The sequence below is a fragment of the Tessaracoccus lacteus genome, from assembly GCF_029917005.1.
Classification (GTDB): domain Bacteria; phylum Actinomycetota; class Actinomycetes; order Propionibacteriales; family Propionibacteriaceae; genus Arachnia; species Arachnia lactea.
Genome location: NZ_CP123967.1, coordinates 1,188,027 through 1,212,695, shown reverse-complemented (window position 1 = coordinate 1,212,695; position 24,669 = coordinate 1,188,027). Strand labels below are relative to the sequence as shown.

The 24,669-nt window shown below is 67.9% G+C and carries 16 protein-coding genes, 1 tRNA gene, 1 rRNA gene and 6 pseudogenes; 10 read left to right on the top strand and 14 right to left on the bottom strand.

Annotation, left to right across the window (positions count from 1 at the left end; all coding sequences use genetic code 11):
* Window positions 1-306 precede the first annotated feature (306 nt).
* From QH948_RS05460 to QH948_RS05450, 4 genes and pseudogenes are all read right to left on the bottom strand, one after another.
* A 16S ribosomal RNA gene (locus QH948_RS05460) occupies window positions 307-1,828 on the bottom strand.
* A gap of 618 nt (window positions 1,829-2,446) precedes the next feature.
* Window positions 2,447-2,695 (bottom strand): hypothetical protein, encoded by a 249-nt coding sequence (locus tag QH948_RS05455; RefSeq protein WP_281145845.1) that lies wholly within the window; start codon window positions 2,693-2,695, stop codon window positions 2,447-2,449.
* Between the two features lie 367 nt (window positions 2,696-3,062).
* Window positions 3,063-3,572, bottom strand: a pseudogene (locus QH948_RS14140) (alpha-galactosidase); the annotation flags it as partial.
* Window positions 3,573-3,967: 395 nt separating this feature from the next.
* A complete protein-coding gene (locus tag QH948_RS05450) occupies window positions 3,968-4,318 on the bottom strand; it encodes a hypothetical protein (protein WP_281145844.1) in 351 nt (116 codons plus the stop codon).
* A gap of 175 nt (window positions 4,319-4,493) precedes the next feature.
* Here QH948_RS05450 and arfA point away from each other — a divergent pair, with 175 nt between their 5' ends.
* Both arfA and QH948_RS05440 read left to right on the top strand, forming a co-directional pair.
* Window positions 4,494-6,005, top strand: a complete 1,512-nt coding sequence (arfA, locus tag QH948_RS05445) for an arabinosylfuranosidase ArfA (protein WP_281145843.1) — start codon at window positions 4,494-4,496, stop codon at window positions 6,003-6,005.
* A gap of 235 nt (window positions 6,006-6,240) precedes the next feature.
* A complete protein-coding gene (locus tag QH948_RS05440) occupies window positions 6,241-7,191 on the top strand; it encodes a 2-hydroxyacid dehydrogenase (RefSeq protein ID WP_281145842.1) in 951 nt (316 codons plus the stop codon).
* 80 nt (window positions 7,192-7,271) lie between these two features.
* Here the strand turns inward: QH948_RS05440 and QH948_RS05435 are convergent, their stop codons facing one another.
* On the bottom strand, window positions 7,272-7,880 hold the full coding sequence (locus tag QH948_RS05435) for a CueP family metal-binding protein (RefSeq protein ID WP_281145841.1): 609 nt from the start codon (window positions 7,878-7,880) through the stop codon (window positions 7,272-7,274).
* Window positions 7,881-7,987: 107 nt separating this feature from the next.
* Window positions 7,988-8,419: a DUF6153 family protein gene (locus QH948_RS05430; protein ID WP_281145840.1), complete on the bottom strand. Its 432-nt coding sequence runs from the start codon at window positions 8,417-8,419 to the stop codon at window positions 7,988-7,990.
* A 1,354-nt stretch (window positions 8,420-9,773) separates the two neighbouring features.
* Between QH948_RS05430 and QH948_RS14190 the strand changes: the two are divergent.
* The 6 genes and pseudogenes from QH948_RS14190 to QH948_RS05405 all read left to right on the top strand — a co-directional run.
* Window positions 9,774-9,938: pseudogene (locus QH948_RS14190) on the top strand (transposase); the annotation flags it as partial.
* An 82-nt stretch (window positions 9,939-10,020) separates the two neighbouring features.
* Window positions 10,021-10,383 (top strand): annotated as a pseudogene (locus QH948_RS14185) (integrase core domain-containing protein); the annotation flags it as partial.
* 71 nt (window positions 10,384-10,454) lie between these two features.
* Window positions 10,455-12,584: a heavy metal translocating P-type ATPase gene (locus tag QH948_RS05420; RefSeq protein WP_281145839.1), complete on the top strand. Its 2,130-nt coding sequence runs from the start codon at window positions 10,455-10,457 to the stop codon at window positions 12,582-12,584.
* Between the two features lie 17 nt (window positions 12,585-12,601).
* Window positions 12,602-12,778: pseudogene (locus QH948_RS05415) on the top strand (metal-sensitive transcriptional regulator); the annotation flags it as partial.
* A gap of 50 nt (window positions 12,779-12,828) precedes the next feature.
* Window positions 12,829-13,344, top strand: a pseudogene (locus QH948_RS05410) (IS3 family transposase); the annotation flags it as partial.
* A 162-nt stretch (window positions 13,345-13,506) separates the two neighbouring features.
* Window positions 13,507-13,776: a recombinase zinc beta ribbon domain-containing protein gene (locus tag QH948_RS05405; RefSeq protein WP_281145838.1), complete on the top strand. Its 270-nt coding sequence runs from the start codon at window positions 13,507-13,509 to the stop codon at window positions 13,774-13,776.
* 405 nt (window positions 13,777-14,181) lie between these two features.
* On the opposite strand, the gene QH948_RS05400 is transcribed toward QH948_RS05405, so the two are convergent.
* The 8 genes and pseudogenes from QH948_RS05400 to hemE form a co-directional block, all read right to left on the bottom strand.
* A tRNA-Ala gene (locus QH948_RS05400) sits at window positions 14,182-14,254 on the bottom strand.
* Window positions 14,255-14,374: 120 nt separating this feature from the next.
* Complete coding sequence (gene hemC, locus QH948_RS05395; protein WP_281145837.1) at window positions 14,375-16,054, bottom strand: hydroxymethylbilane synthase; 1,680 nt, start codon at window positions 16,052-16,054, stop codon at window positions 14,375-14,377.
* Between the two features lie 65 nt (window positions 16,055-16,119).
* Window positions 16,120-17,409, bottom strand: a complete 1,290-nt coding sequence (gene hemL, locus QH948_RS05390; protein ID WP_281145836.1) for a glutamate-1-semialdehyde 2,1-aminomutase — start codon at window positions 17,407-17,409, stop codon at window positions 16,120-16,122.
* Window positions 17,406-18,371, bottom strand: a complete 966-nt coding sequence (gene hemB, locus QH948_RS05385) for a porphobilinogen synthase (RefSeq protein ID WP_281145835.1) — start codon at window positions 18,369-18,371, stop codon at window positions 17,406-17,408. Before hemB ends, hemL begins: the two co-directional genes overlap by 4 nt.
* The gene (locus QH948_RS14180; RefSeq protein ID WP_281146144.1) at window positions 18,368-19,066 is read right to left on the bottom strand and encodes a uroporphyrinogen-III synthase; all 699 of its coding nucleotides are present in this window, start codon (window positions 19,064-19,066) and stop codon (window positions 18,368-18,370) included. The genes hemB and QH948_RS14180 overlap by 4 nt, the downstream gene beginning before the upstream one ends.
* Before the next feature lie 45 nt (window positions 19,067-19,111).
* Window positions 19,112-19,996, bottom strand: a pseudogene (gene hemC / locus QH948_RS14175) (hydroxymethylbilane synthase); the annotation flags it as partial.
* Window positions 19,993-21,282, bottom strand: coding sequence for a protoporphyrinogen/coproporphyrinogen oxidase (locus tag QH948_RS05370; RefSeq protein ID WP_281145834.1), 1,290 nt, complete (start codon window positions 21,280-21,282; stop codon window positions 19,993-19,995). The gene QH948_RS05370 and the pseudogene hemC (QH948_RS14175), both read right to left, overlap by 4 nt.
* Window positions 21,279-22,286: a uroporphyrinogen decarboxylase gene (gene hemE, locus QH948_RS05365; RefSeq protein ID WP_281145833.1), complete on the bottom strand. Its 1,008-nt coding sequence runs from the start codon at window positions 22,284-22,286 to the stop codon at window positions 21,279-21,281. The genes QH948_RS05370 and hemE overlap by 4 nt, the downstream gene beginning before the upstream one ends.
* A 57-nt stretch (window positions 22,287-22,343) precedes the next feature.
* Between hemE and QH948_RS05360 the strand changes: the two genes are divergently transcribed.
* Window positions 22,344-23,615, top strand: a complete 1,272-nt coding sequence (locus QH948_RS05360) for a glutamyl-tRNA reductase (RefSeq protein ID WP_281145832.1) — start codon at window positions 22,344-22,346, stop codon at window positions 23,613-23,615.
* Window positions 23,612-24,643 (top strand): ferrochelatase, encoded by a 1,032-nt coding sequence (locus QH948_RS05355; RefSeq protein WP_281145831.1) that lies wholly within the window; start codon window positions 23,612-23,614, stop codon window positions 24,641-24,643. Before QH948_RS05360 ends, QH948_RS05355 begins: the two co-directional genes overlap by 4 nt.
* The last annotated feature ends 26 nt before the right edge of the window (window positions 24,644-24,669 follow it).

Sequence of the window (24,669 nt, the reverse complement as noted above, 5' to 3'; positions counted from 1 at the left end):
CCACTGTGAAATTCTCAAAAAACGAGCGAGCCCACCACCAACACCAGCCACCAACAGATGACCAGGCCCGGCAAATGGTCCGCAAGAAGGCGCCACCAACTAGGTAACCGACCCTTCAGGACCCAACAACGTGCAAACAAGCCACCCCACCACTTCCCACTCCCGGAAAACCGGGTTGTACTCACGGGGGATGACTCTCAGTCAATGTTCCACCAACCAGAACCCTCCAGCCGGGAACACATGCCCCGGAACTGAAGTGAATTGAACAAACCAACCACACGGGCCGGCCTGCCAAAAGCTCCTTAGAAAGGAGGTGATCCAGCCGCACCTTCCGGTACGGCTACCTTGTTACGACTTAGTCCTAATTACCGGTCCCACCTTCGACAGCTCCCTCCCAAAAAGGGTTAGGCCACCGGCTTCGGGTGTTACCGACTTTCATGACTTGACGGGCGGTGTGTACAAGCCCCGGGAACGTATTCACCGCAGCGTTGCTGATCTGCGATTACTAGCGACTCCGACTTCATGGGGTCGAGTTGCAGACCCCAATCCGAACTGAGACCGGCTTTTTGAGATTCGCTCACCCTCACAGGCTCGCAGCTCTTTGTACCGGCCATTGTAGCATGCGTGAAGCCCTGGACATAAGGGGCATGATGACTTGACGTCATCCCCACCTTCCTCCGAGTTGACCCCGGCGGTCTCCTATGAGTCCCCGGCATTACCCGCTGGCAACATAGGACGAGGGTTGCGCTCGTTGCGGGACTTAACCCAACATCTCACGACACGAGCTGACGACAGCCATGCACCACCTGTATACCGACCAAAAAGGGGCACCTATCTCTAGATGTTTCCGGCATATGTCAAACCCAGGTAAGGTTCTTCGCGTTGCATCGAATTAATCCGCATGCTCCGCCGCTTGTGCGGGGCCCCGTCAATTCCTTTGAGTTTTAGCCTTGCGGCCGTACTCCCCAGGCGGGGTACTTAATGCGTTAGCTGCGGCACGGAGAACGTGGAATGTCCCCCACACCTAGTACCCACCGTTTACGGCGTGGACTACCAGGGTATCTAAGCCTGTTTGCTCCCCACGCTTTCGCTTCTCAGCGTCAGGAAAGGTCCAGAGAACCGCCTTCGCCACTGGTGTTCCTCCTGATATCTACGCATTCCACCGCTTCACCAGGAATTCCATTCTCCCCTACCTTCCTCAAGTCTGCCCGTATCGAAAGCAGGCTCAGGGTTAAGCCCTGAGTTTTCACTCCCGACGCAACAAACCGCCTACAAGCTCTTTACGCCCAATAAATCCGGACAACGCTCGCACCCTACGTATCACCGCGGCTGCTGGCACGTAGTTAGCCGGTGCTTCTTCTCCCACTACCGTCACTCTCGCTTCGTCATGGATGAAAGCGGTTTACAACCCGAAGGCCGTCATCCCGCACGCGGCGTTGCTGCATCAGACTTCCGTCCATTGTGCAATATTCCCCACTGCTGCCTCCCGTAGGAGTTTGGGCCGTATCTCAGTCCCAATGTGGCCGGTCAACCTCTCAGTCCGGCTACCCGTCGAAGCCTTGGTGAGCCACTACCTCACCAACAAGCTGATAGGCCGCGAGTCCATCCCTGACCGCCGGAACTTTCCAACAACACCCATGCAGGCATCGCAGAATATCCAGTATTAGCACCTGTTTCCAGATGTTATCCCAGAGTCAAGGGCAGGTTACTCACGTGTTACTCACCCGTTCGCCACTCGTGTACCCCCGAAAGGGCCTTACCGTTCGACTTGCATGTGTTAAGCACGCCGCCAGCGTTCGTCCTGAGCCAGGATCAAACTCTCCGTTGAAAACATTTCAGCACCCACCAACCCAAAGGCCAGCAGGAAAACACTGTCAACAAAAAGAAGACACTGACAAACAGAAACAACCAAAACTGGCTGAATCAATCAATCAATCAATCTCAAAGAAAAACCGCGACACAACCACAAGGGCCATGCCGACGGGGTAAAAACGCGACAAACAACACAACCCCAAAGAGGCCACATTGCTTGATGCATCAAAAAATTGGCATTGACTTAAAGCACGCTGTTGAGTTCTCAAGTTTCGGGTACACACCACACCAACCCAGACAAAAAAACCTGTCCAGACCAGCCGCGGGGCAACTCCACCAACCCTACTCCCCAAATCTCCACACTGTCAAAACAGCACTTCGAACCAGATCGTATCGAGTTGTTCGCCGCCTTCCGGCAGCTCGATCAACCTTACTTGGCTTGCTCTTCCCGGTCAAATCCGGGGCCTTCTCGCCCTGTTTCGGTTGTCTTGCTGCTGCCGTGGCAACTCGGAGAACACTACCCCGGCCCGGGCTCGAAGACAAATCGGGGGGTAGGTCAGGCCGACGCGGCACAGGCGTGGCGGCTACAAGCCTTGTCAGGCCGCTGGACACCGGCGTGGCACCCTCCCGGAGCTCAGTCTTCGACCAGCGCCTCGTGTACCTGGTCCTCAGGCCGCTCCTCGACCTCACTGATCCACTCGACAAGCTCGTCCCGGGTGCACTCTCGCGGAGCGGTGTCGCCGTCCTCCCCCAGGATCAGCCAGGGCCCCGGGTTGTCGTCGGTTACGCCGTGCCAGTCGGCGAGCTGTCCCCCGAGTTCTGCAGCGGCGCCGGAGAATGTGCTGCCGTCGGTGGCGGTATAGGTGTAGCGGGTCTCGTTCATGGTCCAACGATGCCACCCCGTTCCAGCATCCGTCCCACCTGTCCTCGCGAGGCGGTGTTCGGTTCTCGTGGCCTGACCGGGGAGAATCGACCACTGACCGATTTTCGGGGTCGGTCGCGGGTGGACTGCAGGTCGAAACGCGCCAGGGTTGCGGGGTCCATGCACTGGGCGCCCGACGAGCATGCCTCGAGGATGATCTCCGGGTGTCGGCGCGCAGCGCCTCCACCCAGGCCAGCAGGGCGCGGGTGTGGTCGACCAGCCCTGTGCCCGGGGATGGTGCCTCGGTGTCCGGCCCCGCCCCCGGCGTGACGTTGTAGTCCCACTTGAAGTACGTCGCACCGTACGTGCCGATGAGACGTTCGAACACGCCGTCGAGATGGTCGCGCGCCGCCTGGCTGCGGAAGTCGAGGAAGTAGCGGTCGTGTTCGACGATGCGCGCGCCGCGCCTGTGCATGAAGGCCTCTTCGGGAAGCTGGTGGGCGACGGGCGACCGCACGCCGACCACCTCAGGCTCCGCCCAGAGGCCAGGGCTCATGCCCTTCGCACGGATGCGGTCGAGCACGCCGGCGAGGCCGTGCTCCCCGAACCGCACGGTGGACGGTTCCCAGGCGCCGACACTCGGCCACCGGTCGCCGTCGTCGTCGTACCAGCCTGCGTCCATGCAGAAGTACCCGGCGCCCACCTCGGCGCCTGCATCCATCAACGGAATCAGCTTCTCGGTGGTCGGGTCACCCATGAGCGCGTTCATGTGGTCGTTGAAGACCAGCGGCCTGGTCGCGTCGGCCTCCGCACCGAGATGCGACGACCGCCGGTGTCGCGTCAGCTCGCTGATCGCGCCCGAGAGACCTCCGTCGGACAGCGCGACCGACGCCGGCACCGTCGTAAAGCTCTCCCCCGGCCGGAGGCCGATGAGCCACGAGTGGTCGAGGTCGGTGGGTCCGAGCAGCGCCAGGCCGACCCGTCGCCGTCCTCGAAGAGCGTCTCCAGCTCCGACCGCCAGGGTCCGTTATTCTCGGTCTGTCAGGCCAGGGCACGACCCGACGTACGGTTCTCGAGTACCGCGACTGGCAGGGACCCGTCGCCCGTCGCACGACCAGGTCGAGCGGCCTACCGACGAGATGGCGCCGCGCGTGAAGTGCTCATGCGCGCGGGCGTCGATGTCAGCCAGGCCGGCCGCTCCTCCGAGGCCGGTCGCGATTCAGCGGCTCTCACCGCACCATTCGTCGCTCGCACTCCAGAGGTCGAGCTCGGACCGCTCCCCGAGGAACCCGGTCAGCCCGTGACCGCCGCGGAGGTGACCTGCTGGATCTGCAGCCGCCCCTCGCCACCGTTGGTGAGCGTCGTGGCGAACCGGTACGCCCGCTGCCCGACGGTGTGCGTCACCGACGTGATCGCCGACAGCCCCGAACGCGCATCGACCTGTCGCACCAGCAGCGTTCGGACCCCGCCGACGCTGGCCGTCTCGTGGCCGACGTACCGGAGCCTGTCGCCGATGACCGTCCCACTGGCGCGCATGCTGTTCGGCGAGCGGCCGTATCCGACGGCCAGCACCTCCACCAGCGCGATCGTGTGGAGAGGCCCCGAGTCGGGCGTGAATCGCCGCTGGGTGAGCGCAAGGCGCACCGGGCCGGCATCGTCGGTGAGGTACAGCGGCGAGTCACCCTCGCCCCAGGTCAGCTAGAGCATGTAGCGCTTCCTCCTCGCACATCGCCGTGTCGTCGCCCCAGGAATCTGAACGGTCACATTCCAGATAGACTCACTTCACGAGAAGCCAACCGACCACAGACAAGGACGAACTGTGAACGCTTCGGCAACGGTGGACCCCCAACGCTCCCTCGGCCAGATCGACCGGCGCATCTTCGGCGCCTTCGTCGAGCACCTTGGCCGCCACATCTACGACGGGATCTTCGAACCCGGCCACCCCTCCGCGGATGAGAACGGCTTCCGCACTGACGTGATCGAGCTCGTGAAGGAGCTCGGCGTCAGCACCATCCGCTACCCCGGAGGCAACTTCGTCTCCGGCTACAACTGGGAGGACGGCGTCGGGCCACGCGATCAGCGTCCCGAGCGACTCGACCTCGCCTGGCACACCACCGAGACCAACCAGGTGGGCCTACATGAGTTCGCCGACTGGTGCGACGCGGTCGGCTCGGACATGATGATGGCCGTCAACCTCGGCACCCGCGGCGTCGCGGAGGCCCTCGCGCTGCTGGAGTACTGCAACGTCCCGAACCCGACCACCCGCACCCGGCAGCGCGCCGCCAACGGACACCCCGATCCCTTCGGGATCAAGATGTGGTGTCTGGGCAACGAGATGGACGGCCCCTGGCAGGTCGGACACCGCTCCGCGGAGGACTACGCCAAGATCGCCTCGCAGACCGCCAAGGCCATGAAGATGCTCGACAACTCCCTGGAGTTCGTCGCCTGCGGCTCGTCGTCGCGTGCCATGCCGACCTTCGGGAAGTGGGAGGAGACCGTCCTCGAGCACGCTTTCGACGACCTCGACTTCATCTCCTGCCACGCCTACTACGAGGAGATCGACGGCGACACGCAGGAGTTCCTGACCTCGGCCGCCGACATGGACCTCTTCATCAAGCAGGTCGTCGCCGTGTGTGACGCCGCCGCGGCGAAGCACAACTCCGACAAGCAGATCATGATCTCGTTCGACGAGTGGAACGTCTGGTACCTGACCGAGTGGCAGAAGATCGAGGGCAAGATCCCCGTCGACGTGTGGCCCACGGCTCCCCGACTCCTCGAGGACTCCTACAACGTCAAGGACGCCGTCGTCGTCGGCGACCTCCTCATCACCCTGCTTCGCCACTCCGACCGGGTCCGCTCGGCGTCGCTGGCCCAGCTCGTCAACGTGATCGCCCCGATCATGACGGAGCCCGGTGGCCCGACCTGGCGCCAGACGACGTTCTTCCCGTTCTCGATCACCTCGCGGCTCACCGCCGGCGAGTCGATTCCCGTCGACGTCGAGTGCCCCACTGTCTTCTCCCGCAAGGCCAACGCGGATGTCCCGACCGTCAACGCCGTCGCCACGCTCGACGAGAAGGGCATCTCCCTGTTCGTGGTGAACCGGTCTCTGACCGACGCCTTCGACCTCGGCGTCGACCTGAGCCAGCTCGCCGGTGGCCGCGTGCTGACCCTCGCCGAGGCCCACGTGATCGCCGACGAGGATCTGACGGCCGCCAACACGCTGACGGATCCGCAACGCGTCGCTCCGGAGGCGCTGGAGGTCGCCGTCGGCGCGATGGTCTCGGCGCAGCTGCCTCCGGTCTCCTGGGCAGCGATCCGGCTCACCTTCTGAGCCACGGCCCGACCGGTCCGGAGCTCGATGTCCCCTCGGGGACGCCGGGCTCTGGCATCGTGCGGAACCCACACCTGTCCCGACTGCGCGGGTACCTGCGTGGCTACCTCGCCGTGCTCGCCTCGCTGCGCTCGCGCCCTTCGACGGGCTCAGAGAACCGGCGGGCAACTGGCGGTAGAGTCGCTGCGGGGCCTCAGAGGCGAGCAGCCCCACCGCCCTCAAAGGAGACGAGATCTTGACCTACCGGACCGTGGTGCTGAACGCCGCACTCGTGAACTACGACGGCCTGGCCGGATACGACCGGATCGCCGACGAGGTCGTCATCTACGACGAGACACCCGAGGAGCTGATCCTGGAGCGGGTGGCGGGCTTCGACGTCGTCGTCACCAAGGAGATGCGGGTCAGCGGGGAGGTCATCCGGCAGTTCCCGGACAGCGTGAAGATGATCTGCGAGGCGGGCACCGGATACAACAACCTCGACCTCGAGGCCGCGCGGGAGAAGGGCATCGCTGTCTGCAACATCCCCGCCTACAGCAGCGAGCGCGTCGCGCACACCGCGATCCTCCTGATCCTCAGCCTGGCAAGCTCGCTGCAGAAGCAGATCCGGATGCTGGCCGACGGCAACCACGACAACTTCCACCGGCATCTGATGGTCGACCACGTCGAGATCAACGGCAAGACGCTGGGGGTCATCGGCTACGGCAACATCGCCAGGCAGATGATCGCCGTCGCCCAGGCTCTCGGCATGCAGGTGATCGTCGCCACCCGCACCCCACGTGAGGACACCGACGGCGTGCACTTCACCACCCAGGAGGAGCTGTTCCGGCGCAGTGACTTCCTCTCGCTCAACTGCCCTCTGAACGAGCAGACGAGGCATCTCGTGAACGCGCACACCCTCGCGCTGATGAAGCCCTCCGCCTACGTCATCAACACCGCCCGGGGACCCCTGATCGACGAGCAGGCGCTCATCGAGGCCATCCGCGACGGCGTCGTCGCCGGCGCCGGCCTGGATGTCCAGGAGAACGAGCCGCTCGACGACTCCAGCCCGCTGTACTCCATGGACACCGTCATCATCACACCGCACATGGGGTGGCGCGGATTGGAGACGAGGCAGCGCCTCGTCTCGATGGTCGGCGACAACATCCGCGCGTTCGCCGCAGGCAGCCCCATCAACCGCGTCGCCTGAGCATGCATGTGCGGCGTCGGGTGCCCGACGCCGCACATCCGCATGGGATACGGGATACCCCAGCTACCACTGGGATCTGCTCAGATCAGGTGCAGCGTGGTGATGCAGGTCGCGTCGTCGTCGCTGCGCGTGGAGACACTCGTGGTGGCGCTGCGCCCCGCGTAGCTTGCGGTCAGCGTCGCCTCCAGGTCACGCGGAACCCAGAGCCCGACGAAACCGTTGTCGTAGGTCGTGAGCACGTCGTCCACTAGGACATCTCCCGAGTCGTCGGTGAGCGTGACCGAGATGTCAGCGCTGGCGAGCTCACCCGTGCAGGTCGTCAGGCTGTGGTAGTAGCACTCGTGGGTCTCATTGAGGTAGGGCGCGACCGAGACGTACACGACGTCTCGTGGCATGGGAAGCTCCGCCTCGCGACCCTCGTCATCGGAGAGCAGCAACGAGTCCGGCCGGATCGAGGCCATCAGATCGGTCGGGCGCTGCGCGACGGGCATGGTGTCGAGTCGCTCGATGATCGCCGCAGCGTCGAGGCCCTCGAGGTCATGGTCGGCGAGGAGCCCGTCGCCTGCCTGCTGGCTTGACGCATCCGGCGCCGACTCCGCGCAACCGCTCACTGCGAGACCGGTCACGAGCAGGGTGAGGGCAGCCGAAACGATGAAAGTGCGCCTGCGGGGTGTGATGGAAGATGTCATGGAATTGTCCTTCATAAGCATGGGTGCACCTGGCGCGCCAAGCGGCAGACCGCGGAGGCGCGTGAATGACGGGGCCGGATGCGCGAGCGCTCGGCATGGATCACCCGTCAGGTTCGACTGATGCAGAGGACTTCCAGGCGAGGGGCCGCCGCCCGGACCGGCTCCGGCCGTGACACGCGCAGAAGCCGGCGCCAGCGCGTCGCCACCGACTCGCGCAGTTCACGCGGCGGCCCAAGGGTGCCGAGCAATAGGAACAGCGCGAGGAGGCAGGCCATGGCGGTGGTCAGGCCAGCTCCGGACCCGCAGTCGATCGCCCCGGCGGACCCGCCGTCGAAGTGGACGGCGGCGTGTGTCTCGGCATCGGTGATGGGTCCCGCAGGCGACCCCGAGCCGAGGACCGTCTGTCCGTTGGGCGGTGCCGTCGCCTCAGGCGCGTTCAGACCATGCATGGTGAGTAGTCCGAGGATGACGGCCCCGCCAAGAAGCAGACACCTGAGCAGACGGGCCACGCCCACCGCCATCGAGGAATCCGCTGTCACGCCCTCAGCCTAGCTGTTGGCACAGGGGCACCCACCCACCGGCCCCCGGCTACAACGCCTGCCCTGAGCGGCTCACTGCGTTGCCGTGCCCCCGGCTCGTTGGTGGGCCACACGCCCCATGAGGGCTGCGGACCTCCTCAGCGAGCGTCGCCATCGGAACGGGCCCGGCGAATGCAAAGAAGAACAGGCCCGCGGACTGGAGAACCCCGGGAAGGCCCCGCTGATCGCCCGAGCGCCACGTATCGGGGTTCCCTGCCTCGCCCGCCGTGCAGACGATGATCACCACGCCCAATGTCAGGAGCGTGGCTCCGAGCAGCACCCGCGCGACCAACGCCGTCCTGTGGATGCCCCGCAGGTTGGCCGACGTCAGGGTGACAACGGCAGCGGCGGCGAGGAGACGGTGTCACCACGACGAGGCTTCGGGCAGGGCGTGGGCGGCGAATGTCATAGCCATCGCCGCACACGAGGCGGTCTTCCCGATCACGACGGCGTCACCGGGACCGAGTTGTCTCGCGAGGTGTGACTGACCCATGTGGCGATCCTGACACCCTTGAGTCAACGCCGGGTGACCGGAAGCTCAGGATCGAGCGCTCGCGTCGCAGGCCGGAAGCGCGAGGCCACCGTCGGGGAAATACACAAGGCCCACCGTCTCCGGCGGGCCTTCTGCTTTCGGTGGACCTAGCGGAAGGGTTGTCGAAGCTTGCCCCGCCGCTTTTCCGCATCGAATCACTGCACCGAACGATCCGCGCTCGCACGGCCCGGCCAACCCAGCGTGAGCTGGCACCAGTCGGCCCGCACCACAGCATCAGTGACGAGACGCTCGACTGTGTGGAAGTGCGGTACCACGCTGGCGAGACCCTCCGCGCGATTGCGAACGATGTCGGCCCGAGCCGTCACCGGCTGGCTTCTCTACTCCGGGAGCGGGGCGTCCGCATCCGCCGGGCTGCTCCTTCTCCGGCCGAGGTTCGAGAGATGGCTCGGCGCTACCAGGACGGGGAATCGCTCGAACGCGTTGGTGGGCGTCTGGGATTCTCAGCTGGCACGATTCGGAACCACTTGATCGCGTCAGGAGTGACTCTGCGTGACCCGCAGGGTCGTGAGCAATGACCCCGTACTCCTGAGGTCTGCCGACACGAGGTCACCGCAACGCCACCGGTGAAGGCTGCGTCTATCGGTAGACGGGCTTTGCGTCGACCTTCAGCCACTTTCCTGCTCTCGCGACATTGAGCAGCGAGGGTGCAGACTCAGACCTGTCACTCGACGCGGGCGCTACAGCATCTAGCTCGGGACTGCTGCATGGATAGGTGACAACTGACTTGTGGTGCCACGTGGTGCCAGTTGAGAGGCTGTCATCATGCCCAAGCCCTATCCCCGTGAGTTCCGCGACGATGTCGTGCGAGTGGCCCGTCAACGCGACGACGGCGTCACGATCCGGCAAGTCGCTACGGACTTCGGGATCAGCGAGACCTGTCTGCAGAACTGGTTGCGTCAGGCCGATGTCGAGGACGGCAACCGTCCGGGAACAACGGTGAGCGAGTCCGCGGAACTGCGGGAGCTGCGTCGCCGGAACCGGCTCCTCGAGCAGGAGAACGAGGCCCTCAGACGGGCTGGCTGTTGCGGCCCTCAACAACGCCGTCGCGATGCGCGGCGACGTCGCCGGCTGCATCGTCCACTCCGACAGGGGTTCTCAGTTCCGCAGCCGGAAGATGGTCCGAGCACTGACCCATCACCGCATGGTCGGGTCCATGGGCCGGGTCGGGTCGAGTGGAGACAACGCGGCCATGGAGAGCTTCTTCTCGCTCCTGCACAAGAACGTCCTCGACCCACGCTCCTGGAACACCCTCGACCAGCTGCGCATCGCCATGGTGACCTGGATCGAACAGACCTACCACCGCAGGCGCCGACAGGCCCGCCTGGGCCGATTGACGCCCATCGAATACGAGACCATCATGAACAACACCTAGGCCAAAGCGGCCTAACCGAAACTGTCACCAACTCGTGCAGCATTCCCCACATCAGCAGAAACGAGACCGGTATGAGCAATGAGAACGGTGCCCACCACCACGATGACCACGCCGTGCACGATCGTCACGAGGGTCACGACCACGCGACCGGTCACGACCCTCACGATGCCCACGCCGGACATGAGGGCCATGCCGGCCACGCGGGACATGCTGGTCACGGCGACCATGTCGGGCAGTTCCGTCGCCTCTTCTGGATCATGCTCGTCTTCGCGGTGCCCGTGGTCGGCTTCAACGACATGTTCGCCAACCTCATCGGCTACGGACTACCTGAGGCCGAGTGGGTGTGGTGGGTCTCACCTGTCCTGGGCACCATCATGTATTTCTGGGGCGGTTGGCCGTTCCTCGCCGGCGGGCTAAGCGAGATCCGCTCCCGCAAGCCGGGGATGATGCTGCTGATCGGGCTGGCGATCACAGTGGCGTTCCTCGCATCCTGGGGCGCAAGCCTGCGCCTGCTCGATCACGAGTTGAACTTCTGGTGGGAACTGGCCCTGCTGGTGGTGATTATGCTGCTGGGTCATTGGATCGAGATGCGTTCCCTGGCCCAGACCACCTCCGCGTTGGATTCCCTGGCCGCGCTGCTGCCCGACGAGGCCGAGAAGGTCGACGGCGACGACGTCGTCAAGGTCGCGCCCGCTGACCTCGTCGTCGGCGACGTGGTCATCGTCCGACCCGGCTCCTCGGTGCCCGCCGACGGGAAGATCGTCGACGGTAGCGCGAGCATGGATGAGTCGATGGTGACCGGCGAGTCCAAGACCGTGCGCCGCGAGAGCGGCGACCACGTCGTCGCCGGCACCGTCGCCACCGACTCCGGCCTGCGCGTCGAGGTCACCGCCACCGGTGACGACACCGCACTCGCGGGTATCCAGAAGCTCGTCACCGATGCACAGGCATCGTCCTCCCGCGCCCAGCGAATCGCCGATACCGCGGCGGCGTGGCTGTTCTGGTTCGCCCTCGGCGCTGCCGTAGTCACCGCGATTGTGTGGGCGCTGGTTGGAATGCCCGACACCGCCGTGGTGCGCACCATCACCGTGCTCGTCATCGCCTGCCCCCACGCCCTTGGCCTGGCGATCCCGCTGGTGGTCTCCATCGCCACTGAACGCGCCGCTCGCGGCGGGGTGCTCATCAAGGATCGCCTCGCGCTGGAGTCGATGCGCACCGTGGACGCAGTCCTGTTCGACAAGACTGGAACGCTGACCAAGGGCGAGCCCACCGTCACCGCGATTGAGCCTGTCCAAGGTCGCGACGAGCGCCAGGTGCTGGCGCTGGCGGCTGCGGCTGAGGCCGACAGCGAGCACCCGCTCGCCCGCGCCATCACCGGAGCCGCCAGAACCCGCGAAGTGCGCGTGCCAAAGGCCTCGGACTTCACCTCCTCCCCAGCGGTCGGCGTGAAGGCCACCGTGGATGGGACCGTCATCGAGGTCGGCGGACCCTATCTGCTCGAACAGCACTCCGCAGACGAGCTGAGTGTGGCCGACCAGTGGCGAGAGGAAGGGGCGATCATCCTCCATGTCCTCGCCGACGGCACGGTCATCGGTGCACTACGCCTGGCCGATGAGGTCCGGTCTGAGTCTCGCGACGCGGTCGATGCCCTCCACTCTCAGGGTGCGCAGGTCGTGATGATCACTGGAGACGCCCAGGCGGTCGCTGACACCGTCGCCAAGGATCTCGGCATCGACCGTGTGTTCGCCGGCGTGCGTCCCGAGGACAAAGCTGCCAAGGTCTCCGAATTGCAGGACGAGGGGCGCAAGGTCGCGATGGTCGGCGACGGCGTGAACGACGCCCCGGCCCTCGCACAGGCCGATGTGGGCATCGCCATCGGCGCCGGCACCGATGTGGCGATCGGCTCGGCGGGAGTCATCCTCGCCTCGTCGGACCCGAGGTCGGTGCTGTCGGTATTCGAACTGTCGCGTGCGAGCTACCGGAAGATGAAGCAGAACCTGTGGTGGGCCGCTGGCTACAACCTCATCTCTGTGCCGCTCGCAGCGGGCATCCTCGCCCCGATCGGATTCGTGCTGCCGATGAGCATCGGGGCGATCCTCATGTCGGCCTCCACCGTCGTGGTGGCCCTCAACGCGCAACTGCTGCGCCGCCTCGACCTCACACCCGAATCCAGCACCAACCGCATCCTCGACCGCACCTGAAGCCTGAGGGACAGATCATGACGACCACCACGCCCGCCTACATCACGACGCCGAGGCACGGCTACATCAACGACAAGGAACGCTACCTCGCCCGCCTCCGGCGTATCGAGGGCCAAGCCCGCGGCATCCACCGAATGATCGACGACGACACCTACTGCATCGACATCCTCACCCAGCTCAGCGCGATCACCTCCACCTCTGCGCCGTCACCGACGAACACGGCCGGACCCGTCACGTGTTCACCACCGCCCAGGCACAGAACCAGCTGTGGCTCACCGACATCACCGAGCATCAGACCGCGGAAGGAAAGCTCTACCTCTGCGCGATCAAGGACGCCTACTCCGGCAGGATCGTCGGCTACTCGATCGACTCGAGGATGAAGTCCCGGCTGGCTGTTGCGGCCCTCAACAACGCCGTCGCGATGCGCGGCGACGTCGCCGGCTGCATCGTTCACTCCGACAGGGGTTCTCAGTTCCGCAGCCGGAAGATGGTCCGAGCACTGACCCATCACCGCATGGTCGGGTCCATGGGCCGGGTCGGGTCGAGTGGAGACAACGCGGCCATGGAGAGCTTCTTCTCGCTCCTGCACAAGAACGTCCTCGACCCACGCTCCTGGAACACCCTCGACCAGCTGCGCATCGCCATGGTGACCTGGATCGAACAGACCTACCACCGCAGGCGCCGACAGGCCAGCCTGGGCCGATTGACGCCCATCGAATACGAGACCATCATGAACAACACCCAGGCCAAAGCGGCCTAACCGAAACTGTCACCAACTCGTGCAGCAGTCCCGCTGGTCGACTCCGAGACCTGGCTGCGTGTACAAACCCAACTGGCTGCGAAGAACGCCCGCGGGGAGAGACCACAGAAGTACGACCACTACCTCAAAGGCTCGCTGTACTGCTCCTGCGGCGCCAAGCTCATGATCGAACGCCCCCGCGACAAGACCGGGGATCGGTACGAGTACTTCACCTGCTCCGGACGACGCCGCAAACGCACCACCTGCACCCGCTCCGCGATTCACGCCGAGCGGATCGAGCAGCGAATCGAAGAGACCTACAACAGCAACGGTCTCACCGCGACCGAAGCTGATCGGGTTCGGGAGATGCTGCATCGGGTGTTCGATCAGCTCGAAGCCTCCAGCGACGACGAACGCACACTCCTCGAAGCACAGAAGGAAGCTCGAAGCTGAACGACTGAAGCTCGTCCAAGCCCACTATGCCGATGCGATCCCGCTCGACCTGCTCAAGAGCGAGCAGGAACGTATCAGCGCCAGCCTCGACAAGATCGCGGGCCGGCTCGACACCATGGCCACTACCTACACCAGCGCCCGAGAAGACCTCGATGACATCGTCGACCTACTCACCGACCTCGGCGACCTCTACAACCGGTGCGAACCTGCCGAACGCCGCATGCTCAACCGCGCCCTGTTCGACCGCATCATCATCGACGACGACGAGAACATCCTCCCGGTGCCGACCGAACCTACAGCCAGCATCCTTGCCCACGTAACCAGCGATGCCCCGGCCCAGGAGACCGCAGAAACAAACCTGCCCCGCCATCAGGCGGGGCAGGTTTCGATTTTCTCTACTTTCGGTGGAGGTAAGGGGATTCGAACCCCTGGCCTCTTCCATGCCATGGAAGCGCGCTACCAACTGCGCCATACCCCCAGACCTGTGATCTGGATCACTCTCCTGCCGCCTCCCGGCGACTTGGAAGACTCTAGCGCATCCCGGCGGAGGGTGCCAAATCGGGGGTCCGTGACCGCCGGGACACAGCAGAAGTCCTTGTCATTCCCTGTTGAAGTGGCCTTTCAGGGCCCGGGCGAGGGCGGCCACGCCGTAGACGTCCTTGGACTTCGCGGTCTCGAAAACGGGGACCCCTGCGGCCTCGAGAACGGAGGCGGTCTCATCGTCCCAGGCGAGCGCGAGGACGTCGTCGCGGTTACCCAGGACGTTGATGTAGGCCTCGGCCGTCGACGGCTGCGACAGCAGGATCGCGTCCCAGGTGCCAGCGTCCCACTTGGCCCGCAGCTCCGGCTCGATCTCGGCCACATCCTCCATGGAGTAGATCTCGTTGCGCTCGACGGCATAGCCCTTGTCACGCAGCCCCTCCTCCAGCTTGGTGGACAGCTGACGGGGCCCGGGGATGACAACCCGCTGGTCGCCCTCCGCGGGTGGGAACATCTCGACGAGGCGCTGCGAGCTCGCCGTGCCCTCGGGGCACAGCGTCACCGTGTACCCGGCCTCCTCGACGATCTGCTGGGTGGTGGTGCCCATCGCGGCGACCTTCGCGCCGTCGGGAATGTCCCAACCTCGCTCGCGCAGTGCCCACATGGTCTGACCCGACGGGATGACGACCCAGTCGGCGCCGCGCATCAGGTTGTCTGCCGCAATGAGCTTTCCCTCCTGGAGCGTGACGCAGTCGACGCGGAGCCCGTTGCTGCGCAGCGACGTCGCGAGGCGGCCCTCAAGTCGCGGCAGCAGCACGCGGACGCGATCGTCGTCGGCGGCGCTCTCCACGAACATCGACTCGGGATCGACCTGCTCCGCGTTGAGGTCGACGTTGGCGAGGACCTCTGGAGCGATGAACCGGTCGGCGCGGCGCTGCAGGAGGGCGTTCGCCACGTTGTGGCCGGTGCGCTCAGCGTGCAGATGCGAGGTCGGGAGGCCGATCTCCAGCACGACGCGCTTGGTGCCGTCCACGGAGAACACGCCGGCCTTCAGGCCCAGCACTCCTCGCCGCGACGCGATCGCACCGACCGGCGCCAGGTAGGTCGTGTGTAGGCCCGTCAGCACGGCGCGCTCGGCCTCCACGCAGATGCGGGTCTCGATGTCGTCGATGACCGAGAGCGCCTCGATCACGTCGGATGCATCCCTGGGGCATTCGAGCGCCAACGCGCCCTGGCCCGGCGCGGGAAGGATCGGCAGGTACTCGGCGATGCGGCCCTCGTGGCCCAGCGACTTGGCCGCGATAGCCGAGATGACGATCGCGTCCAGATCGCCCGGTTCGACGCGACGGAACCGCTCCTCAGCGGTGCCCCCGACCTCGACGAACGTCAGGTCGGGCCGCAGCGCGCGCACCTGGGCCATGCGGCGCAGCGCGGAGACACCGACGCGGGACTTGCGCGGCAGCGCGGCAAGAGGGCGCCCCGACAGCGAGACGAGCACGTCGCGGTGGTCGCCCCGCTTCGGGACGGCGGCGATCGTCAGGTCCTCGGGGTAGTTGCTCAGCGGAAGATCCTTGTGGGAGTGGACGACCACGTCGCACTTGCCGTCGCGCAACGCGTCGCGCAGCTCGCCGGCGAAGGACAGCACGGAGTAGCCGTCGGCCATGTGGCTCGCATCGGCCGCCTCCGTGGTGACCTGCACCACCTCCACCTCATGTCCGGCGTCGCGCAGCCTGCCCGCCACGAACTCGCTACGTGCCAGCGCCAATGCCGACCCGCGCACACCCAACCGAAGCTTCACAATGATTCCTTCCCTCAGGCCGCCTATGGCCGAAGTACATCGCACACGAAAGTGTGCCTAGTTTCTCATGAACCCGCCGCGGCGCGTGCCGCTGCCGGAAGTGCGGAGACGATCTGGTCCATGGCCTTGTCATCGTGGGCTGCGGACAGGAACCAGGCCTCGAACGCCGACGGCGGCAGGGCCACCTTCTGGTCGAGCATGGCGTGGAAGAACCGGGCGAACGCCGCCTGGTCCTGCGCCTTGGCGTCGTCGTAGGTGGAGACCTCCCCGTCGCGGAAGAAGACGGAGAACAGGTTCCCGGCGTTCTGCACGACGTGCGGCACCCCCGCGGCGGTCAGCGCCTCGCCGACGGCGAGTTGCAGCTGGGTCGAGCGGTCGTCGACGTGGCCGTAGATGCCGCGGTCGGCCAGCCGGAGCGTCGCGAGGCCGGCGGCGGTGGCCAGCGGGTTCCCCGACAGCGTGCCGGCCTGGTAGACGGGCCCGACGGGGGCGAGCAGCTGCATGAGGTCGGCCCGGCCGCCGAGCGCGGCCAGCGGCATGCCGCCGCCGACGACCTTGCCGAACGTCACGAGGTCGGGCGCGTACGCGTTGCCCTCGAGCCCGAGCCAGCCGCCCCCGTGGACGCGGAAGCCGGTGAGGACCTCGTCGACGATCAGGAGCGCGCCGTGGCGGCTGGTCAGGTCACGCAGGGCAGCGTTGAAGCCCGGCGCGGGCGCGACGACGCCCATGTTGCAGGGGGCGGCCTCGGTGATGACGGCCGCGATCCGGTCGCCCGCCTCGGCGAAGACCCGCTCCAGCGCGTCCAGGTCGTTGTAGTCGACGACGATGGTGTCGCGGGCGGCTGCCTGCGTGACGCCGGCGGAGCCGGGCAGGCCCTGCGTGGCGACGCCGGACCCGGCGGCGGCGAGCAGCGCGTCGGAGTGTCCGTGGTAGCAGCCGGCGAACTTGACGATGGCGTCGCGGCCCGTGGCGCCGCGGGCCAGCCGGACCGCGGTCATGGTGGCCTCGGTGCCTGTCGACACGAAACGGACCTGCTCGGCGGCGGGCACCCTCGCGCGCACGGCTTCGGCGAGCTCGACCTCGGCCAAGGTCGGGGCGCCGAAGGACAGGCCCCTCACGGCGGCCTCGCGGACGGCCGCGACGACCTCGGGGTGCGCGTGACCCAGCAGCGCCGGCCCCCACGAGCAGACAAGGTCGACGTAGCGGTCGCCGTTCTCGTCGAAGACGTACGCACCCTCGGCGCGGGAGATGAACAGCGGGGTACCGCCGACCGACCCGAAGGCCCTGACGGGCGAGTCGACGCCGCCCGGGATCACGCGGCGGGCGCGCTCGAAGAGTTCCTGGTCGCGGTTCACTTCCACCATCCTGCGAGTTCCTTGGCCCAGTAGGTCAGCACGATGTCCGCGCCGGCCCGCACGATCGCGGTCACGGACTCGTCGATCGCCCGCTGACGGTCGATCCAGCCGTTGGCGGCCGCGGCCTCGATCATCGCGTACTCCCCCGACACCTGGTAGGCGGCCACCGGCACGTCGGAGATCTCGGCGACGTCGGCCAGGACGTCCAGGTAGTAGCCGGCCGGCTTGACCATGACCATGTCGGCGGCCTCCGCGAGGTCGAGCTCGGCCTCACGCAGGCCCTCTCGCCGGTTCGCGGGGTCCTGCTGGTACGTCTTCCGGTCGCCCGTGAGCGTGGAGTCGACGGCCTCCCGGAAGGGGCCATAGAAGGCAGATGCGTACTTGGCCGCGTACGCAAGGATCGCGACGTCCTCGAAGCCCTCGCCGTCCAGGCCTGCGCGGATGGCCTCGACCTGACCGTCCATCATCCCCGAGGGGGCGACGACGTGCGCGCCGGCGGCGGCCTGTGCAATGGCCATCGAGACGTAGGCTGCGAGCGTCGGGTCGTTGTCGACGCGGCCGTCGGGCGTGAGAAAGCCGCAGTGGCCGTGCGTGGTGAACTCGTCCAGGCAGGTGTCGGCCATGATGACGGTGTCGTCGCCGACCGCCTCGCGCAGGGCGCTGAGCCCGCGCTGCAGGATGCCGTCAGCGGCCCACGCCTGAGTTCCGCGGTCGTCCTTGTCCGCCTCGTCCGGCACACCGAACAGCATCAGCCCGCCGACGCCGGCCTCGACAGCGTCGACGGCGGCCCGCCTGAGCCCGTCGAGGTCGTGGCGCCGCACGCCGGGCATCGAGGAGATGTCGGCGCCGGACTCGCCGACGAACATCGGCAGCACGAGCTGCGAGGGGCGCGGGTTGACCTCGCGCACGAGACGCCGCATGGCGGGCGTGGTGCGCAGCCTTCTCGGACGGACGGTGATCATGACTCTCCCAACGAGGAAATGGCTTCGATGACGCCGGCGGCGTCCTGGGTCTGTGCGACGGCGTGCACCCGGACGCCCTGCTCGGCCAGCGCCCGGGCGGTGGGTTCGCCGAAGGCCACGACGCGGACCCCCTCGGGCCAGCCGAGCAGACCGCCCACCGCCCGACCGATCGATCCGGCCGTGACGACGACGACGTCGAAGTGTCCGAGGCGCCACTCCTCGAGCAGGGTCTGCGGCAGCTGCCGCACGGGCTCAACGGTGTAGACGGGCACCGCGGTCACGCGCCATCCCTTGGCGGCAAGGCCGTCAGCGAGCGTCGCCGAGCTGAGCGCGGAGCCGGGGATCACGACGGTGCCGTGGCCGGAGGGGAAGGCCTCGACGAGGGAGGCGGCGGTCGACGGCCCCTCGGGCACGAGGTCGACGTCGATGCCGCGGGCAGCGAGCGCTTCCGCGGTGGAGGCTCCGACCGCCGCGATGCGTGGCCCCTCCGGCACCAGGACGCCGAGCTGATCGAGCGCGTCCAGCGTCGCGGCGGACGTGAAAGCGACCCAGTCGGCGCCGTCGAGCGCGACGTCGGCCGGCACCGTGCGGTGGTGCTGGACGGGGTGGGCGACGACCTCCGCGCCGGCCGCCCGGATGCCCTCGGCGAGGGCGCCCTCGGGGCGCGGGAGGAAGACTCGCGTGCCGGCCAGCACCTTGTCCGATCCCCACAGCGACGTGTCGTCGTGCAGTTCGGCCAGCCGCGATCCGCGGGTGGCGCCCAGGTCGGTGAGGTCGGCGGCGCCCGCGGCGAGCAGGTCGGCGACGATCCTCTCACCCGCGCCGGCCTCGAGAGCCCTGGTGGCGTGGGCCGCGGAGGTGCCGTCGAGGGCGAAGACGCCGCCCGTGATGATGCCGTCGTGCGCCCAGGCCGCGATGGGTGCGGCGCACCCCCCGCCGAGCCCGGCGAGCACGGCCCGCTCCGCGTCGATGGCGGCGTGCACAGCAGGGTCGTCGAGGGCCGCCAGGATGGCCTGCACCTCGGTGTCGGTGGCCCGGCACTCGACGGCCAACGCCCCCTGGCCGGGGGCCGGCAGGATGCCGAGCAGGTCCGTGATGTGGCTGTCGAGGCCGAGGCGCCGCAGGCCGGCTGCGGCCAGCACGACGGCGTCGAGGTCTCCCGACGCAACCCGGGCGAGCCGCGTCCCGACGTTGCCCCGGACGTCGACGAAGCTCAGGTCGGGGCGGAGCGCTCGCAGTTGGGCGACGCGGCGCGGCGACCCGGTGCCGACGGTGGCGCCGGCGGGAAGCCCGGCCAGCGTGAGCCCGTCGCGGGCACACAACGCGTCGTGCGGATCCTCGCGGCCGGGCACCGCGACGATCGTCAGGCCGGGTACCGGCGCGACGGGAAGGTCCTTCAGGGAGTGCACGGCGAAGTCCACGCGGTCGTCGAGGAGCGCCTGGCGCAGCTCGGCCGCGAACACGCCCAGCGTGCCGAGCCTCGTCAGGGACCCCTGCTCGACGTCTCCACCCGTCCTGATGCGGACGAGGTCGACCTCGTGGCCCAGCCCGCGGACCAGGTCCGCGACGATTCCGGACTGTCCGACGGCCAGCGCCGAGCCGCGCGTGCCGAGCCTGAGCCTCATCTGGTCACCCGCTCCACTCCCGCGACGACGGTGGAGATGCCGTTGCCGTCCAGCCAGGCGCCCACCAGCTCGACGCCGACCCCCGCTGCGGCCTGCAGCAGGTGGTCGCGCGTGGCGGGGGCGATTCGCACTGGCATCGATTCCCACCCTAGCGACGCGAGACCCACGACATCGGCGTCGTCGATGCCGACCCCGGTCAGCGCGGACGCATCTGCAACGGCTTGCGAGCGGGTTGGGAAAACGTGCTCCGGGTAGGACACCCGCAGCACCTCGACGTCGGTGCCCTCGCGGGCCCAGGGCCACTTGGCGGAGTAGTGCGTCAGCGCCTTGGCGCTGACCGACGGAGCCGTGGTGCCCATCAGGACCCCGGACCCGACGGGGTCGTCGCGCAGCACGGGGGTCGTGACGGCGAGCATGACGTGGCGGGCCTTCTTCACGGCCGGGACCTCCGCCTCGACGCCCAGCTGGGCCAAGAGCCGCAGCGACACGGCCGCGGGCGCGGCGAGCACGACCCGGTCGCTGTCGATGCTCGACCCGTCGCGGCAGGTGACGACGAAGCCGCCTCTGGCACCGGGCGCGAGGGCCGTCACGGGCATCGCGAGGCGGATCTCGCCGCCCAGCTCCCGGACCCGCTCGGTGAGGACGTCGATCAGGCGGAACATGCCTCCGACGGGCTGCTGGACCGACGGCGCGCCGGGTCCCCGGACCTTCGCCACCGCCGCCATCAGCGACCCCTCGGACGCGAGCGCAGGCAGCAGCGCCGGAGCCACGGCCAGCGACAACCGAGCAGGGTCACTGGCGTAGACGCCCTGGGTGAGCGGCGCGACCAGCTTGTCGACGACCGCCTGCCCGAGCCGGGCGGCGACGAGTTCGCCGACGGTCGTGGCGTCCGCCCCGACCTCGGATCCGAGTTCCGCGTCGTGGGCGGCGACGGCGCGTTCTCCGTCGGTCAGGGCCGCCAGCGCGGGGTCGTCGCGGGACGCCGGGATGCCGAGCACCCCTGTGGCCAGGGGGTAGCTGCCGGTTGGCCACCAGACGAAGGGGTCCCCCGTCGGTCCGGCGACCTCGAGCCCGAGCTCGGCCATCAGCGGCGCGACGTTCCCGCCGCGCGTGGCGTAGGCCTCCGCCCCCGAGTCGACGCGGAGCCCGGCCAGCTCGATCGACGCGATCATCCCGCCCGGCGTCGGAGCGGACTCGAACAGCACGACCTGGTGTCCCCGGCCGAGGAGCCGGTACGCGGCGAGCAGGCCGGCCAGCCCGCCGCCGACCACCGTGACGCGGCTCACAGCTCGTGGATGAGCGCCACCAGGTCGGTGAGCACCGCGGGGTCGGTGGTGGGGGGAACGCCGTGGCCGAGGTTGACCACGTGCGAAGGCGCGGCCTTTCCCCGCTCGACGACGTCGCGGGCGTGGGCCTCCAACGGTCCCCAGCCGGCGGCCAGCAGGGCCGGGTCGATGTTGCCCTGCAGCGGGAGGCCGGGCAGGACCGCGGCCGCCTCGTCGAGCGGGATGCGGTAGTCGATGCCCATCGCCTCGACCCCGCAGCCGGCCATGTCGGTGAGGAGATGACGGGTGCCGGTGCCGAAGTGGATGCGCGGGACGCGCCCCGCCACGGACGACAGCGCCGTCGCAGAGTGGTCGGCGACGAAGCCGGTGTAGTCGGCGCGGGTCAGGGACCCGGCCCACGAGTCGAACAGCTGCACGGCGCGGGCGCCGGCGTCGACCTGGGCGGTGAGGAACTGGCCAGACAGCCGCGCCGCCCAGTCCAGCAGCCGGTGCCAGGCCTCGGGCTCGGCGTGCATCATCGAGCGGGCGGCGAGGTGGTCGCGGGAGCCGCGGCCCTCGACGAGGTAGGCGGCCAGCGTGAACGGGGCACCGGCGAAGCCGATGAGCGGCGTCTCGTCGCCGAGCTCGGCCACGACGAGCCGGACGGCCTCCGTGATGGCGCTCAGGTCCTCGATGCGGCTCCCGGTGATGCGGTCGACGTCGGCCGCCGTGCGGATCGGGTTCTCGACGACCGGGCCGATGCCGGAGACGATCTCGACGTCGACGCCGGCCAGCACGAGCGGGGTCATGATGTCGGAGAAGAAGATCGCGGCATCGACGCCGTGGCGGCGGACGGGCTGCAGCGTGATCTCGGCGGCCAGGTCGGGTTGGAGGCACGCCTCGAGGATCGTAGTGTCGGCTCTGGCGATCCTGTACTCGGGAAGTGATCGGCCGGCCTGTCGCATGAACCAGACGGGGAGCCTCTTGGAACGATGTCCGCCCAGCGCGGAAAGCAGTGCACTCATGATGCCTAGATTCTGCCTCACCCTCCGAAAAGTGGTTGAATGGGCCCCACTGTGACAATGCGAGTCTTCTCCATCCAACACGACCGCCAGGGCCTGACCGAAGTCGCCCGGGTCAGCGAACACATCGACGGCGTTGCCGAGGCCCTGCTCTCGTATCAGGGCGTCGCCGGCGCCGTCCTCCTGAGCACGTGCAACCGCGTGGAGGTCATCCTCGACACCGTCGCCGAGGTGCCGAACTCCTGCCTGCGCAGCGTGCTGAACCGCGGCTACGACACCGCCCCCGCGTGGGATCTGTACCTCGGAGAGGCCGCGCTGGGCCACCTGTTCCGCGTCGCCGCGGGGCTCGATTCGATGGTGGTCGGCGAGCGCGAGATCGCCGGCCAGCTCAAGCGCGCGCTGCGCGCGTCGCAGGAGGCCGGCCAGGCGTCGCTGCCGCTGACCATCGCGATCGAGGAGGCGCTCAAGACGTCGCGTCGGATCGCGAACCAGACCACGCTCGAGGGGACCGGCCGTTCGGTCGTCAGCACGGGACTCGACCTGATCGGCTCGATCGACTGGCCGCGGCTCCGCGCGCTCATCGTCGGCACCGGCTCCTACGCGGGCGCCGTCGTCGCGTCCCTGCGTCAGCGCGGCGTGACCGACATCACGGTCCACTCCTTCTCGGGGCGCGCCGCCACGTTCGCCGCTGGCCACGACATCTCCCACGTCACGCACCTGACCGAAGGCCTCGCGAAGGCCGACCTCGTCATCACCTGCCGCGGGCAGGGCGCCTTCGCGATCACGTCGGCCGACGTGCTTCGCCCCCACACCTTCCTCGACCTGTCGCTCAAGCGCGACGTCGCCCCCGACGTCGCGACCCTCGACGGCGTCCGCGTGATCGACCTGGCCACCATCCAGGAGCACGTCGGTGAGCACATCGCCGAGGACGCCAGGGCCGCGAAGTCGCTGGTCAACGCCGGCATCTCGGGAGCGATGACCAAGCTGCGGGCCCGGGTCGTCGACCCGGTGGTCGTCGGTCTGCGCGAGTCCGTGATGGACATGGTCGCCGACGAGGTCGCCCGTCTCCCCCACCGCGACCTGACGCACGAGGACGCCGCGCTGGCCCTGCGCCGGCTCGCGACCCGCCTGCTTCACGTTCCCTCCGCGCGCGCCCACCAGGCCGCCGAGGAGGGACGCACCGACGCGTACCTGACGGCGATGGCCGAGCTGTACGGCATCAGGCAGGCAGACATGATCGATGCCGACCAGCTGGAGGAGCAGACATGCCCCGTCACGAATCTGAAGGTGTGCGACCTGGAGTCGGTGAGCGGAATGCAGGAGGCCATGTGAGCCTGGCGCCGTACACGGCCGTGCTCGTGGCCTCCTACGGGGGACCGGACCGGACCGAGGACGTGCTGCCGTTCATGCGCAACGCCACCGCCGGGAGGAACATCCCGGACGAGCGGCTCGTCGAGGTGTCGCGGCACTACGACCTGTTCGGCGGGAAGTCGCCGCTCAACGAGCTGAACGCCGCCCTGATGGAGCGGCTGCGGGCTGAGCTGGGCCGGCGCGGGATCGATGTCCCCGTCGTGATCGGCAACCGCAACTGGCACCCCTACTTCGCCGAGACGGTCGAGCAGCTGGCCGCGGGCGGACACGAGCGCGTCGCCGCGCTCGCCACCAGTGCCTACTCCTCCTACTCGTCGTGCCGCCAGTACCGCGAGGACCTCGACAGTGCCGAGGCCGCCGTCGACGGGGCCGTGCACTTCGACAAGGTCGGACCCTTCGCCGAGTCCCCCCAGTTCATCCGGGCCAACGCCCGCGCCGTCGCCGCCGCGTGGCGGGAGCTGCGCGCGAAGCTCGGGGACGGCACAGCGAAGCTGCTGTTCGTGACGCACTCCATCCCGCTGGCGATGAACGCCGCCTCCGGGTCGGGCGCCCCGTCGACGCGCTACGACGCGCAGACGCTGCGGGTCGCGGAGAAGGTCGCCGAGGTGGCGTCGGCCGAGCTGGGCGAGGAACTCGACTGGGAGCTGACCTACTGCTCGCGCTCCGGGTCGCCGCACATCCCGTGGCTGGAGCCCGACGTCAACGACCGCATGGAGGAGCTCGAGGGCGTCGTCGGCGTCGTCACGGCCCCCATCGGGTTCATCTCGGACCACATGGAGGTCCGCTACGACCTCGACACGCAGGCGAGCGAGACCGCCGAGGCCCAGGGGCTGGCGTACGTGCGGGCCGGCACCGTCGATGACGATCCCGAGTTCGTCGAACTGCTCGTCGACAAGCTCGTCGAGCTGGCGGCCGTCGCACGCGGCGAGCTGAGCTCCGCCGCGCTGGCCTGCGCGCCGTGCGCCGGCGAGCACTGCCTCCCCCGCTGATCACCCGACCCGACGAAGGAGCCCCC

Bases quoted from the DNA above. Each gene is read 5' to 3' on its own strand.
- QH948_RS05420 (WP_281145839.1), top strand. From the start codon at position 10,455: ATGAGCAATGAGAACGGTGCCCACCACCACGATGACCACGCCGTGCAC.
- QH948_RS05455 (WP_281145845.1), bottom strand. From the start codon at position 2,695: ATGAACGAGACCCGCTACACCTATACCGCCACCGACGGCAGCACATTC.
- QH948_RS05405 (WP_281145838.1), top strand. From the start codon at position 13,507: ATGATCGAACGCCCCCGCGACAAGACCGGGGATCGGTACGAGTACTTC.
- hemE (WP_281145833.1), bottom strand. From the start codon at position 22,286: ATGAGTGCACTGCTTTCCGCGCTGGGCGGACATCGTTCCAAGAGGCTC.
- QH948_RS05360 (WP_281145832.1), top strand. From the start codon at position 22,344: ATGCGAGTCTTCTCCATCCAACACGACCGCCAGGGCCTGACCGAAGTC.
- hemB (WP_281145835.1), bottom strand. From the start codon at position 18,371: ATGATCACCGTCCGTCCGAGAAGGCTGCGCACCACGCCCGCCATGCGG.
- QH948_RS05435 (WP_281145841.1), bottom strand. From the start codon at position 7,880: ATGACATCTTCCATCACACCCCGCAGGCGCACTTTCATCGTTTCGGCT.